This is a genomic window from Rothia sp. HMSC062F03 (assembly GCF_001836905.1).
GTDB lineage: Bacteria > Actinomycetota > Actinomycetes > Actinomycetales > Micrococcaceae > Rothia > Rothia mucilaginosa_A.
In genome coordinates this window covers 301,874-316,231 of the sequence record NZ_KV830898.1, presented here as the reverse complement: position 1 = coordinate 316,231, position 14,358 = coordinate 301,874, and the positions used below count along the sequence as shown (strand labels likewise).

The window sequence follows — 14,358 nt, the reverse complement described above, 5'->3', positions numbered from 1 at the left end:
TCAGAATTCTGTTGCAAACCGCTCCCATCCGCACCCGTGCGGAGTGTGGGGCGGTTTTTGCGTATCCGGGCGAGCACCCCGAATACGGTGATGCGCTGTCTAGAAGCGGGGGAGGCGAACGGAGGAGCACTCCCGCGGCCCCTGCTGTCGGCGAGCTGTAGGGCTCGGAGGGGCTTCGCTATACGAGTCAAAGAGGCGGCGGCACGGGTGCTCTCGTTACAATAGCTAGGTACCGCCTCACTCAGGTTGGCCTACATGTCTCTCAAACGAAAGGCTCTTCAGCATGGCAGATGACAAGACGACTGCGAACAACAGCCCCTATCCCGAGGGATATAAGCCCCAATCCCGTCGCGAGCGCCGTGAGATGGAGGAGTACGCCGCGCGTCTGGCTGAAGAGAAGAAGCGTGAACAGGCCGAGCTGGCCTCCTCCGAACAGGGCGAGGAATCCCACGTAGGCGACGCTCGACCCGCCGCTGCCGAGGCGGCGAGCGCATCCGCTCAGCCCGCGGAAGCACCTGATACCAAGGGCTCGGAAGAAGAGGGCGCCGCAACCACCGCCGATAAGAGCGCCGAGAAGGACGAGGAGAAGCCCGAAGATCCCTCGACCATGACCGCCAAGGAGCGCCGCAAGGCCAAGCGCGCCGAGCAGGCCGAGCTGACTTTCGCTAAGGCCCGCGAGGAGGACCGCCTGGGTGAATGGGCCTGGGTTCAGGTGCGTGAGGGCGGTACCGTGGTTCTCTACGCTCTGATTATTGCGTTCCTGATTAAGACCTTCCTGCTGCGCGGTTTCTACATTCCCTCCGGTTCGATGGAGCAGACCCTGCAGGTCAACGACCGCGTGTTCATCAACGTGGCGGGTTCCTATTTCAACGAGCCCAAGCGCGGTGACGTCATCGTGTTCAAGGATTCGCAGGGCTGGATTCCTTCGACCCAGAAGAGCAGCAACCCCATTAAGGAAGGCCTCTCCTTCGTGGGTGTTCTGCCCGATACCTCTTCGAACTACCTGGTCAAGCGCGTTATCGGTACCCCCGGTGACGTGGTGGAGAGCGACGGCTCCGGTAAGATCAAGGTCAATGGCGTGGAGATTAACGAGCCGTACCTGTACCCGGGTAACCAGCCCTCCGAGCTGGCCTTCAAGGTGACCGTGCCCAAGGACAAGTACTTCGTGATGGGCGACCACCGTAGCAACTCTGCGGATTCCCGCTACCACATCTCTGACGGCACCGCCTTCATCTCGAAGGATGACGTTCAGGGTAACGTCTTCGTGGTGGCCTGGCCGCTGAACCACTTCGGCCTGCTGACCGACGAGAGTTCCGTGTTCTCCTCGGTTCCCTCTCCGACCTCGACCCCCGAGCAGTAGGAGAGAGGCCGTGACGGTGAGCGCACAGGCTGGGGAACCCACAAAAGCGGAGAAATCCAAGGCTGCGAAGCCTCGGGCGCCAAAGCCCGCCGCCGACCTGGAGCATGAGAAGCGACTCTTCGAGGCGGGGGCTCGCGCGGTGGCGGGTATCGACGAGGTGGGACGCGGCTCCATGGCTGGCCCTGTCAGCGTGGGCGTCGCAATTCTTAGCCCGGACGCCACTCTTGAGGTGGGCGGGCTGATTGACTCCAAGGCCCTCTCGCCTGCGCGCCGCGAATCCATGGTCCCCGAGATTCGCCGCTGGTGCGCCGTTGAAGTGGGCCACGTGGACCCGCAGGACGTGGATGCGCTGGGCATGACCCTGTCGTTGCGGCTTGCCGCCCAGCGGGCCCTGGCCGCTCTGGCACGCCGAGGCTACCGTGCCGATGCCGCCCTACTCGATGGTAAGCACGACTGGTTCACCCCTCCGCAGGAGGACCTGTTCAGCGCGCTGGTACCGGACCCGGCACAGGCGCGCTACGACGCTCTGCTGGCCGAGGCCTGGGAAGGAGTGGGAGAACCCGCGGCTATGCCCGTGACCATGGTCATCAAGGGCGACTACAAGTGCGCCTCGATTGCGGCTGCCTCTGTGGTGGCGAAGGTTGAGCGAGACGAGCTGATGGTGGCCCTCGACGGGGTTCACCCGGGGTACGGCTGGGCGAAGAACAAAGGCTACGGCTCGGCCGCCCACCGTGAGGCAATCAGCGCGCGGGGCCCCAGCCCGATGCACCGCCTGTCCTGGTCGCTACCGGCCACCGCCGAGCAGATAGCGGCTGCGCAGCGGGCCCGCGTATTCGGGGAGAAGAGCCCCGAACGCTAGGGGAGAGCGCCGTTGAGGAGGCCTGAGTCTTGCTTGGAGCACCCCGCAATGCTGGTGAGGTACCCGCTGAGAGACACCCGAGTTGCACGCGCAGCAGAGAATGACTATAGGAGGAAGAATGAGCGCAGAAGACCTCGAAAACTACGAGACGGACGCCCAGATGGCGCTGTACCGCGAGTACAAGGACGTCATGTCGCTCTTTAGCTACGCGGTGGAAACCGACCGGCGCTTCTACCTGGCGAATCAGGTGGACGTGACCCCGCACGTGCAGGACGGCACCCTCTACTTTGAGGTGCTCATGAGCGATGTCTGGGTATGGGACGTGTTCCGCTCCAACCGCTTTGTGAAGAAGGTGCACGCCTACTCGGTGCGCGATGTGAACGTAGAGGAGCGCCTGCCCAACCAGGAATTCACGGTCCCCGAGATGCCGGATTTCAGCGCCTAGTGTTCCGGTAGCCGGTGTGTATATGACATTCCCCTCGACCGGTTTTTGAAAAAACACCCCCAAAATTTCAAATAAGAAGCTGTGGATAACCTCCCTGACCGCGATGCGGCCGAGGTTATCCACAGTTTTTTCTTTCCGATTCCTCGGCCCGGTTCGCCTGGGCACAGTAGAAGCACGACCAAGCCATCTACCGTGGGAGGGAATCGTGACCCCCGAACATCAGAGCATCGCAACGCAGACAACCGCACAGGCACCCCGAACGAACGAACCTGGTGGCTCGCCCCGCAGAGGCGCGCGACGCGCCCGGAAGAACCCCGCCGCGGTCACGCGGGCCCTGCCCCGAGCTCACGGCGTCGGACGCTGGGGCGAAGAGGTGGTCAGCCACATCCTTGAGGCGAACGGCTACCGCATCGTCGACCGCAATTGGCGACCGCCCGCCGGGCTGGAGCACGAACAGATTCGCGGCGAAATCGATATTGTCGCAATCGACCCCGACGATGAGCTCGTCTTTATCGAGGTCAAAACCCGAAGCACCGAGGACTTTGGGCACCCCTTCGCCGCCATCGACCGCGACAAGACGCGCCGCACCCGTTCACTGGCGATTCTCTGGTGCCGCCTGCGCGAGAGCCTGGACTTCGCGCGTTTTCGCATAGACGCGATTGCGGTGACCGGAACCTGCGAAACCTTTACCTTCGAACACCTGAAGGGGGTGGCGTAATGGGCTTCTCACGCACCTACTCCGTAGCCCTCGTGGGGCTGAGCGGGCACATCGTGGACGTCGAGGCCGATATCTCGCAGGGACTTCCAGGCTTCGTGCTGCTGGGACTGCCAGATACCGCCCTCAACGAATCCAAGGAGCGCGTTCGCTCCGCAGCCAAGAACACCGGAATTACCCTGACCCAGCATCGGCTCACCGTCAACCTGACCCCGGCGACCCTGCCTAAGCGCGGATCGGCCTTCGACCTGGCTATCGTGGTGGCCGCGCTGCAGGCAGAGAAGAAGCTACACCCGAGCGGGGACAGCGTGTTCCTGGGGGAGCTGGGCCTCGACGGGACGATTCGCCCGGTTCCGGGCATCCTGCCCGCCGTGAAGGCCGCGGTTGCCGCCGGGCACCGCAGGGTCATCGTCCCCGCCGAAAATGCGGAGGAGGCGGCCCTCATCCCCGGCGCGCAGGTGAGCGGATTCCGCTGTCTGGCCGAGGTGTTCGCGGCTCTGGGGGCACAGACGCAGAAGCTAACCTACCCGCCCGCCCCGAACCTCGAGGAGAAGGCCCTCCCCAAGAAAAACGCGGGTATTCCTTCGGACATGAGCGACGTAGCCGGTCAAGCGCAGGGCCGCTTCGCCCTGGAAATCGCGGCAGCCGGTGGGCACCACATGCTCCTCACCGGCCCTCCCGGATCGGGCAAAACCATGCTGGCCGAGCGGTTGCCGAGCATCCTGCCGCCCCTGGACGACGATGCGGCGATGGAAGTGACCGCCATCCGCTCCCTCTGCTCGGCGGGTGAGGCGCTCAGCGAACTGGTACGTGAGCCTCCCTTCGAGGCCCCGCATCACAGCGCATCCGCGCCGGCAATTTTGGGAGGCGGCAGCGGTATTCCTCGGCCCGGATGCGTCTCTAAAGCACACCGCGGCGTGCTCTTTCTCGACGAGGCCCCCGAATTCAAACGCACGGTCCTCGACTCCCTGCGCCAGCCCCTCGAATCCGGGGTCGTAACCCTGGACCGTTCCACCGCATCCGCCACGTATCCCGCGCGTTTTCAGCTGATTCTGGCCGCCAACCCGTGCCCCTGCGGCATGAACGTGGGGCTCGGTACCGAGTGCACCTGCGCGCCCCGGGAGCGACGCGCCTACTTCGGGCGTCTTTCCGGGCCGCTCGTGGACCGCATCGACGTCAACGTGACGGTCCCGAAGGTCTCGTCCACGGAGCTTGCGGGAGGTCAGATGAATGAGAGCTCGGCGCAGATTCGCAAGCGCGTGCTGGCTGCCCGTGAGGCTCAGTGCGAGCGATTAGAACCCTACGGCCTGAAGACGAACGCGGAGATGAACGGCAAGATTCTGCGCGGCCCGCTGCGCCTGGACGCGAAACTCACCGGCGAGCTCAACGCCGCTGTCGACCGGGGAAACCTGACGGCGCGCGGCTACGACCGGGTGCTGCGCATCGCCTGGACGCTGGCCGACCTGGAGGGAGCCGCCTACCCGAGCCGGGAGCACCTGGACGTGGCCCTGTTCCTACGCCAACAGGGCCAGCTGCACTAACGCGCGATGCACGCGAACCAAAGCGTTTCAAGACATGAAAATCAATGATGATAGGGGAAAACGATAATGACCTCAACCACAAACCGCCGCTCAGCCTCCACTCGTCACGGTACGAAGCGGAGTAAGGGGAACGCCCGAGAGGGGACGTCACACGCCGCGACCGGAACGAAACCGAAGGGGCAAGGGTACGTGCAGGGAGAGCTTGCCCTAGAGGCAGACTTTGACCTGCGGGCCCTGACCCGCTGGCGGGCCCGGCACATCCTTTCCCTGGGGAACGAGCCCTCGCCGAGTCCCTATAGCGCCGCGCGCGAGCCGGGGTACCTCGCCGCGTGCCTCAACCCGGTGTACCTGCCCGACCCGCAGGACGGGCAAGAAGATTCGGCAGACTCCGGTACGTTGAGGGCCGACCCTTCGATGAACGCTGAGCCTTCGGCAAATGCGGAGCCCTCGGCGGTCCCTGAGCCTTCGGCGGTCGCGGGGGAGCGGGGCGCGGAGGAGACTATCGGCGACCCTCAAAAGACTGATGCAGGGGAGGAAAAATCCGGGGCTGAGAAACTCGACGGAGTTTTAACGAACGAGGAACCCGGCGGGCTACCTCCGCTCTTCAATCCTGGCCTCAGTCCCGAAGAGCTTGCCGCCGCGTGCCGCGAATACGTGCGCTGTTGCACCGCCCAGCTGATGCGCTGCGCAGAACCCGCCGATGAGCTCGTGGTTGAGGCGCTCGCCTGCCTGGGAACGCCCCTCGCGGTGTACTACCTGCTCACCGGCGAAAGGGTGCCGTCCGAGATCTGGGAGCTGGGCGAACCGGACCCGCAGATTGGTGATTTTCTACGCGGGGTCGCGGGCGACGAGAAGAGCCCCCGACTCATGACGAATACGTGCGACTACTACCGCCCCGGAGAGCATCAGATGAACCGCGATACCTTCCATACGGAACTCGCAACCCGCCGTCTGCGCTGGCACCGCCGCATGGAACGCACCCTGGCCTCCGAGGCCCATATGGCCGCCACCTTCGGCGCGTGGCTCGTTACCCCCGCCGACCCGCTCTGGCCCGAACAGCTCCGCGACCTGGGCCCGGCCCAACCCTACGGACTGTGGTGTCTGGGGGATTCACGGCACCTGCTCGACCTCGCTAACCTGCCGAGTGCTGCCCTGGTGGGTTCGCGAGACCCCAGCATCTACGGTAGCGAGGCGACCACGCACCTGGCCGCTGAGCTCGCCCGCCGGGGGTACCTCGTGATCTCCGGGGGTGCGATGGGCATCGACATCACGGCTCATCGCGCGGCCCTCACCCACAGCACCGCTGAGCTACCCACCGTCGCATTCATGGCCGGAGGCCTGGACCGTCTCTACCCCGCTCAGAACGGCGATACGCTCAGAGACATCGTCGAGCGCGGGCTCATCATGAGCGAAGTGAGCATTGGCAACACCCCGACCCGCTGGCGTTTTCTGGAACGCAATCGCCTCATCGCGGGGCTGGCTAGGCACACGGTCGTGATTGAAGCCCGTTGGCGCTCCGGGGCGCTCAACACCGCACGCCACGCTCTTGAAATAGGTCGCCCCCTCTGGGCTGTTCCCGGGCAGATTAACTCTCCCAACTCGGTGGGCACGAACCGCCTGTTGCGCGATGGGCTCGCCCAGATTTTGACGGAGGCCTCCGACCTGTTGGAGTACGATGCCGCAGCGGGATACGAGCTCGGCGCAGAGCACGCCGGAGACTGGGACGCCGAGGAGTCGGCGGCCTCCACCGTTCTTGACGACCTTACGGAACGGCAGGGAAGGGTGTGGGACGATTTGGGTTTGCGTTCTTACCGCGGTGTGGACGATATCGCCAGCGCTCTGGGGCTGGGCGCTCGAGAGGTCATGATGGATCTTGCTCAACTGGAACGGCTGGGCCTGGCCGAGAGCAACGGCACCGGCTGGCGTAAGATGCGCCCGAAGAAGGGAGCATGAGAAGACAGCCGGGGAGAGCCCACCCCGGCTCCACCTCAACGCGGGGATGCACCTTGCCTCACCGCCAACTGGGGTTTAGGTCTCGTGTAGGCCCGTGGAGCACGCCAACGCTTAGAATGGGGAGAACCGGTTTGTGCCGCCGTTGCACCCCGACGCATCGTGCCACCCCTGGGAGGCGCGCATCGGTACCCGTCCACCGGTACTACGGCAGTTACCCAAGAGGTCGAGAGGAGACGCTATGAACCAGCCGGCGCATCCTGTGCAGTCCGACACGAGCCGGGATGCTCCCTCGACCACGCTTCCCGTTGCCTACACCCGACCGATGGAGGAACCGGAGGGCCGGGCCTCCGGCGAATCGGCAAACGGTGAATCGGCCCTGGGCGTCTCGGGTGAGGTCTTCCGCCCGGTTATCGAGCGGTTCGAACGCTTTCTGCGTTACGAAAAGCACCGTTCCGAGGAGACCATCCGATCCTACGTATCCGATCTGGAGGGGTTCTTCGGCTACGTGGCTCGTCGCGGCGTGCGGCATGTGAACAGCATCGATGCCTCCCTCATTCGCGAATGGTTCGGCTCGCTTCACCTGCGCCGTGCTGCCCGCTCGACCGTGGCCCGTCGAGGCTCGACCCTGCGAACCTTCTTCTCCTGGGCGCAGGAGGAAGAGCTCGTGCAGGCCAACCCCACGCGCGGTATGAGCACCCCCAAGCGTGAGAGCCATCTGCCGCCTGTGCTCAGCCGAGACCAGATGAGCCAGCTCATCGAAAACGTTCAGCGGCAACGGGCCGAAGACCCCCGGAACCCTCGTCTGCTACGCCTGGAAGCCGTCGTTGAGGTTCTCTACGCCTCCGGGATGCGCATCTCCGAACTCACCGGCCTGGACCTGCAGAGCATCGACCGCGTGAATAAGACGGTGCGCGTGCTGGGCAAGGGCAACAAGGAACGAGTGGTTCCGCTGGGAACCCCGGCTCTCAAAGCCCTCAACCGCTGGGTTTCCAAGGGGCGCCCGCAGTGGATTCCCGAGGGCTCGAGCGGGGTGACGGCGCTGTTCATCGGGCCTCGCGGCGGGCGGGCCAATGCCCGTCAGATTCGCGAGGACCTGACGCGCCTGCTGCGCACCGTGGAGAACACTCAGGCCTCCGGCGCGCACGTTCTGCGTCATTCCGCGGCAACCCACCTGGTCGATGGCGGTGCCGACATCCGTTCGGTGCAGGAGCTGCTGGGGCACTCATCGCTTGCGACAACGCAGATTTATACGCACGTGTCGATGCGGCGCCTGGCCGAAACCTACGCTCGTGCCCACCCCCGGGCCTAACCGACGGGGGAGAGGGCCCTGACAATGCGTCGTTGGGCCGCCCGAGGCCGTCTCTCTATATGGGCGGGGCACGTTCGCTCTAAGCTATACACCGTTCAACTTGCGCTGAAACTTTATGCACGGCAGTGGAACGCGGTAGCATAGGTAACAGATTATCCGAGGGTGCCGCACCCGTTGCGGCGCCGCGTACGAGTACCAAAATCAGAAAGGTCGCACCGCATGCGCGCACTCGTTTGCCCCGGTCAGGGATCCCAGAAGAAGGGCTTTCTGAGCCCCTGGCTTGAGATTGAAGGGGTGCGCGAGCACCTGGAACGACTCTCCGAGGCTGCAGGTATCGACCTGATTCACTACGGCACCGAAGCCGAAGAAGAAACCATCAAGGACACCGCCATTGCCCAGCCCCTCATCGTGGCAGCGGGTATCGTGACCGGTCGCCTCGCACTCAAAGATCTCGAGGGTGAAGAGCTCGTCTTCGCCGGACACTCCGTCGGTGAAATCACCGCCGCCGCCCTGGCCGGCGTGCTCAGCGAGGAAGACGCCATGCGCTTCGTGCGCGTGCGCGCCAACGGCATGGCGGAGGCCGCCGCAGCCTCCCCGACCGGCATGGCCGCAGTCCTCGGCGGCGTTGAAGATACCGTTCGCGAAGCCATCGCCGCCGCAGGCCTGGTGGCCGCAAACTCCAACGGCGGCGGCCAGATTGTTGCCGCAGGCCCCATTCCCGCCATCGAGGAATTTGCCGCCAACCCGCCGGCCCGCACCCGCGTGATTCCCCTGAAGGTGGCCGGTGCATTCCACACCGAGGCCATGGCACCCGCCGTCCCCGCCCTCAAGGAATTTGCGGACTCCCTCAAGGTCTCCGACCCGAGCTCGCCGCTTCTGACCAACCGTGACGGCTCCGTCGTCACCTCGGGTGAAGAGTTCGTGCAGACCCTGGTTTCGCAGGTCACCAGCCCCGTGCGCTGGGACCTGTGCATGGCAACCCTGCTCGACCGTAACGTCGAGGGCATTATCGAGGTGGCCCCCGCCGGCACCCTCATCGGCCTGGCCAAGCGCGCCATGCGCGGCGTCCCCGGCACCGCCATCAACACCCCCGAGGACCTCGACGCTCTCAAGGCCTAAATACGGGCACCGACTCAGCTTCACCCCATAGACAGCAGCCCGCAGCCTGCGAGCCGCAACAGTATAAAGGATTGAATACGTGACTACCCTCAAGCAGTACGAGATCAACCGCTACTCCCGCATCCTCGGCTACGGTGCCGCCCGCGGCGAGGTCATCGTGCCCAACGATGACATCGTCGAGGCCATCGACTCCTCCGATGAGTGGATTCGCCAGCGCACTGGCATCATTACTCGTCACCGCGCCAGCGAAAACCAGTCCGTCACCGACCTTGCCATCGGCGCCGCAAAGGACGCCCTGCAGTCCTCCGGCGTATCCGGCGAAGACATCGAAGCGGTCATCATCTCGACCATTTCGCACCCCTACGCAACCCCCTCCCTGGCCACCATCGTCGCTAATGCCATTGGCTCCAAGTGCCCCGCCTACGACATCTCCGCAGCCTGCGCGGGCTTCTGCTACGGCATCGCTCAGGCGGATGCACTTGTGCGCGCCGGTACCGCCAAGAACGTCCTCGTGATCGGCGTTGAAAAACTGTCGAACTTCATCGATAACACCGAGCGCTCCATCTCCTTCCTGCTCGGTGACGGCGCGGGCGCCGCAGTTGTCGGCGTCTCTGACGAGCCCGGCATCGCCCCCACCGTCTGGGGTTCGGACGGCTCCCGCTGGCATACCGTCGGCATGACCCACTCCCTCCTCGACATTCGCAACCGCGACTTCGTTGCCAACCCCGTGCAGGAAGGCGAGAAGATTTGGCCCACCCTGCGCCAGGACGGACCCTCCGTCTTCCGCTGGGCCGTCTGGGAGATGGCCAAGGTCGCTAAGAAGGCCCTTGAAGAAGCCGGCATCACCCCCGACGAGCTCGGTGCCCTCATCCCGCACCAGGCTAACGCCCGCATCATCGACCAGATGGTCAAGACCCTCAAGCTTCCCGACACCGTCGCCGTTGCGCGCGACATCGTCGATGCCGGCAACACCTCCGCCGCATCCGTGCCGCTGGCAGCTCACCGACTGCTCAAGGAAAACCCGGAGCTTTCCGGTAAGTTCGCCCTGCAGATTGGCTTCGGCGCGGGTCTTGCCTTCGCAGCTCAGGTCGTCGTTCTTCCGTAACGGCCCCGAGCCGGATCCACGCGGATCCCCACACACTCCGAGTTGTCACATGCGTTCACAGCGCATACACGATAAACTCGGTAATGCACGCGTACCCCCGTCCGGTGGGTGCGACGACCATCGAAATAACAAAAGGAGCCCCTGAATGGCTAACAAGGAAGAGATCCTCGCAGGTCTGGCAGAGATCGTTAACGAAGAGACCGGCGTTGAGGTTGAGGACGTTCAGCTGGACAAGTCCTTCACCGAGGACCTGGACATCGACTCCATCTCGATGATGACCATCGTCGTGAACGCCGAAGAGAAGTTCGAAGTTACCATCCCCGACGAAGAGGTCAAGAACCTCAAGACCGTTGGCGACGCAGTCGACTTCATCGCAAACGCAGCCTAAGCTGTAACGCGACCGACGCGGCGCGGGCTCTCACCGGTCCGCGCCGCATCACCATACCCCCCCACTGCATACTCCCGGCCCCGCGAACGTGCCCGCGCACCGAAGCTTCCCGGGGACCACAGGTTTTTATCCACACACCACCGGATAGACCACCCACAAAACCACCCAAGAGAAAGTGCCACAATGTCTCGAAAAGTGCTGGTGACCGGCCTCGGCGCAACCACCCCCATCGGCGGCGACGTCCCCACCACCTGGGCAAACGCCACCAAGGGCGTTTCCGGTGTCTCCACGATTGATCAGCCCTGGGTTCAGGAATACGACCTGCCGGTCTACATCGCCGGTCAGCTTGCCGTTGAACCCCTCGAATCCGGCCGCCTCACCAAGGTCGAAGCCAAGCGCCTCGATCCTTCGGGACAGCTCGCCCTCATCGCAGCTCGCGAGGCGTGGGAAGACGCAGGTTTCTCCGGCCTCGACGCTGAATCTGCCGAGGAAGTCGATCCCCTTCGCACCGGTGTCGCCTTCGGTACCGGTATCGGCGGTGTGTGGACCCTCCTGGACGCCTGGGATACCCTCCGCGAAAAGGGTCCCCGCCGCGTCCTGCCCATGACCGTGCCGATGCTCATGCCCAACGGCAACGCAGCCGCGGTTTCTATGAACCTCAAGGCACGCGCGGCAGCCCAGACCGTTGTCTCGGCTTGCGCATCCTCCACCGAGGCCATGCAGATTGGCGCCGAGATGATTCGTAGCGGCAAGGCCGACGTGGTTATCGTTGGCGGCTCCGAGGCTGCCATCCACCCGCTGCCCATGGCGGCATTCGCCAAGATGCAGGCGCTCTCCTCCCGTAACGATGAGCCCGAGAAGGCATCGCGTCCCTATGACGTCGACCGCGACGGCTTCGTCATGGGTGAAGGTGCAGCGGCCCTCATCCTCGAGTCCGAAGAGCACGCCAAGGCTCGCGGCGCACGCGTCTACGCAGAGCTCGCCGGTACCGGCGTCTCCGCAGACTCCTACCACATCACCGCGCCCGACCCCGCAGCGCTCGGCGCAACTCGCGCGCTGCGCGAAGCCCTCGAAGACGGCAACATCGACCCCAAGACCGTGGTGCATATTAACGCCCACGCGACCAGCACCCCCGCCGGTGACCTCCCCGAAGCAACCGCGATCCACGAAACCTTCGGCGAGCACACCAAGGACATTGCTGTCTCCGCAACGAAGTCGATGACCGGCCACCTGCTCGGTGGCGCTGGCGCTCTCGAGGCCGTGCTGACCGTTCTCGCGCTGCACCACCGCACCGCCCCCTGCACCATCAACCTTGACAACAGGGACCCGCAGATTGACCTGAACGTTGTCACCGAGGCACGCGAACTGCCCGCCGGTGAGGTCGTCGCCATCTCGAACTCCTTCGGTTTCGGCGGCCACAACGCTGTCGTGGCATTCCGCTCGGTCGAAAACTAAGCATCCTGGGGCTTTTAGCTCCTGATAGACGTAACGCTCCCTCAGCTACCGTGTGTAGCGGGGGAGCGTTGCGTTTTGAGCAGGATTGCTGGGGCGGGCGTTCCATCTGCACGGTTAACCCTTTAGGGAGTCAGCGTTGTGTACCGAAATCACGTGAATTAGTCTGCGTCATATTTTCCGCGGATATCGCGTTCAACGTCTTAACGGCATAACCTACCGGTATCCTATAGGTAAATTATTTACCAAAGCGCATAACACATAGCAGTTTCAGCACCAGGGTATCCAAAACCCCATCGGACTATACACTCGAGAGCAGTATGGCTAAACATCTGAACCGGGCCGCGCCCTCCTCCACTACCTCAAACATCAGCGATCAAGCGTTGACCCCCGACGAGCCCCGCGTCTCGACGAAGAGTGCGGGGACGGCTCGGTCTGCCCTCCCGGTAACGGCTGGTTCCTCGGATGCTCGTCCTACTCGTCGGCTGCCCGCATACCGTACCTGGGTCCCGGCGCTGCTGATCTGGATTCTTTCCTGCGCGGTTCACTTCGGCATCTTTGCTCTCTCCCTCACCCGAGACCTGCAGCATCCCATGAGCAAGGTCAACCGGAACCTCGACTACCTGTCTTACCTGAACATTTGGGACGCTCTCTTCTACGAGCGCATCCACAAACACGGCTACCCCCAGGAGTTGCCTTTCCTTCCCGACGGAACGGTAAACCACAACACCTGGGCGTTCATGCCCCTGCAGTCGGTGCTCAGCGGTGGGGTATCCAATGTTTTCGGTATTGACTACCGCCTGGCGTCGGTCCTGGTGACTCTTGTGGCCGGGTGCGCGTTGTCCCTCGTGCTCTACCGCCTTTTCGTGGGTTCCCTGAACTGGAGTGCCCGGGGCGTCTTCGACACCCGCCCGCAGGCGGGGGATGAATCCCGCAACCGCCTGGCGCTGTGGGCCCTGGCCGTGTACGCCCTGAGCCCCGCAAGCCCAATATTTGTCACCGGTTACGCTGAAGCCCTCTCGACCCTGTTCCTGGCCCTGTGCGCGTGGTGCGTGGTGCGTAACCGCTACCTTCTGCTGCTCCCCGTGGCCCTTTGCGCGGCCCTGTCCCGGCCGGTGGGTGTGCCGCTGGGTGCCTTCGTGGGTCTGTGGTGGCTCTGGTGCACGGTTGCCGACTACCGCGACCGCACCGGCGGCATCCTGCGGCTATCGCTCTCGGATGCGTGGGCTGCGTTCCGCGGCCGCCTCGGCCAGCTTCTGAGCGCCCTGGTGGTGTGTTCCTTCGCCTTCGTGCACCCTCTGCACGCCGCCCTCCGCACCGGACGCCCCGATGCGTACCTCGCGACGGAACTGGGATGGAGCGGTCGCAAGCCTGAAGAGGGACACCTCATCTTTATCCAGTGGGTCAAGCAATGGGACGAATACCTTGGCGGATCCCTTCCCTGGGAAATCGTGGCGCTATTCTTCGTGGCGCTCATCCTGGGCTTCTACTGGTGGATTTCGCTCAAGGGCAATCGTTCCCTGCTACACCCCGCACTGTGGCTGTGGACGGCCTGCTACGCCGGATACCTCTTCATCTTCTGGCTCCCCATTACCTCCACGCCTCGTATCATCCTGCCGATGTTTACCCTCTCCCTGCTGGTGGCCTCCTATCTGCCCAAGAGTCGCGTCTACCGCCCGGGGCTGGTCCTTTTCGGGGTGTTGGCCTCCGCTGCGTGGGTCCACATGTTCTGGGGAGGTCCGGATACCATTAGGAACATTTGGTTTATCCCCTAGAAATCTATCCCGAGAAATTTATCCCCAAGAAAGCGGGTGCTCCACGGACTAGGTGCTGGGAGCGCGCGCACCGACCCGTACTCGCGGGGGAGTTAGGCTTCCGTGGGTTGGTTGTTTGAGAGTGCATACCGGACGCCGCTCGCGGGGGAGTGCCCCCTCTGCGGCGCCTTAACCTTCAAAGAACCCAGCCGCTTTGAGGAGGGAACCCCGTCGCGTGTCCGGTACGCCCTCTAGGTCGCCTACACCCCTCGGTGAGGTTGATATAGGGGTTGTCTGTGGTTGGGTTTCAGAGGTAGCACACCTAATTTGGGTTGAATAAGGGGTTGTTCTGTCGTTA

General features: G+C 63.9%; 12 protein-coding genes. All 12 read left to right on the top strand.

Annotated features, from left to right (window positions below; genetic code table 11):
* Positions 1–283 precede the first annotated feature (283 nt).
* The 12 genes from lepB (at position 284) to HMPREF2674_RS08765 (ending at position 14,021) form a co-directional block, all read left to right on the top strand.
* The gene (lepB, locus tag HMPREF2674_RS08820) at positions 284–1,360 is read left to right on the top strand and encodes a signal peptidase I (RefSeq protein ID WP_049334079.1); all 1,077 of its coding nucleotides are present in this window, start codon (positions 284–286) and stop codon (positions 1,358–1,360) included.
* 16 nt (positions 1,361–1,376) lie between these two features.
* On the top strand, positions 1,377–2,219 hold the full coding sequence (locus tag HMPREF2674_RS08815) for a ribonuclease HII (protein WP_084824476.1): 843 nt from the start codon (positions 1,377–1,379) through the stop codon (positions 2,217–2,219).
* A 118-nt stretch (positions 2,220–2,337) separates the two neighbouring features.
* Entirely contained in the window at positions 2,338–2,664 is a 327-nt protein-coding gene (locus HMPREF2674_RS08810) for a DUF2469 domain-containing protein (RefSeq protein WP_049342768.1), read from the top strand.
* A 334-nt stretch (positions 2,665–2,998) separates the two neighbouring features.
* Positions 2,999–3,382: a YraN family protein gene (locus HMPREF2674_RS09335; protein WP_070825490.1), complete on the top strand. Its 384-nt coding sequence runs from the start codon at positions 2,999–3,001 to the stop codon at positions 3,380–3,382.
* On the top strand, positions 3,382–4,920 hold the full coding sequence (locus tag HMPREF2674_RS08800) for a YifB family Mg chelatase-like AAA ATPase (protein ID WP_070825457.1): 1,539 nt from the start codon (positions 3,382–3,384) through the stop codon (positions 4,918–4,920). Before HMPREF2674_RS09335 ends, HMPREF2674_RS08800 begins: the two co-directional genes overlap by 1 nt.
* Before the next feature lie 189 nt (positions 4,921–5,109).
* Positions 5,110–6,873, top strand: coding sequence for a DNA-processing protein DprA (gene dprA / locus HMPREF2674_RS08795; RefSeq protein WP_246826213.1), 1,764 nt, complete (start codon positions 5,110–5,112; stop codon positions 6,871–6,873).
* A 238-nt stretch (positions 6,874–7,111) separates the two neighbouring features.
* Positions 7,112–8,182, top strand: a complete 1,071-nt coding sequence (locus HMPREF2674_RS08790; protein ID WP_084824471.1) for a tyrosine recombinase XerC — start codon at positions 7,112–7,114, stop codon at positions 8,180–8,182.
* Between the two features lie 219 nt (positions 8,183–8,401).
* Positions 8,402–9,301: an ACP S-malonyltransferase gene (locus HMPREF2674_RS08785; protein ID WP_070825456.1), complete on the top strand. Its 900-nt coding sequence runs from the start codon at positions 8,402–8,404 to the stop codon at positions 9,299–9,301.
* Positions 9,302–9,380: 79 nt separating this feature from the next.
* Complete coding sequence (locus tag HMPREF2674_RS08780) at positions 9,381–10,406, top strand: beta-ketoacyl-ACP synthase III (protein WP_070825455.1); 1,026 nt, start codon at positions 9,381–9,383, stop codon at positions 10,404–10,406.
* Between the two features lie 145 nt (positions 10,407–10,551).
* On the top strand, positions 10,552–10,794 hold the full coding sequence (locus HMPREF2674_RS08775) for an acyl carrier protein (protein WP_049334085.1): 243 nt from the start codon (positions 10,552–10,554) through the stop codon (positions 10,792–10,794).
* Between the two features lie 183 nt (positions 10,795–10,977).
* Entirely contained in the window at positions 10,978–12,249 is a 1,272-nt protein-coding gene (gene fabF, locus HMPREF2674_RS08770) for a beta-ketoacyl-ACP synthase II (protein WP_070825454.1), read from the top strand.
* A 317-nt stretch (positions 12,250–12,566) separates the two neighbouring features.
* The gene (locus tag HMPREF2674_RS08765) at positions 12,567–14,021 is read left to right on the top strand and encodes a hypothetical protein (protein ID WP_141761827.1); all 1,455 of its coding nucleotides are present in this window, start codon (positions 12,567–12,569) and stop codon (positions 14,019–14,021) included.
* The last annotated feature ends 337 nt before the right edge of the window (positions 14,022–14,358 follow it).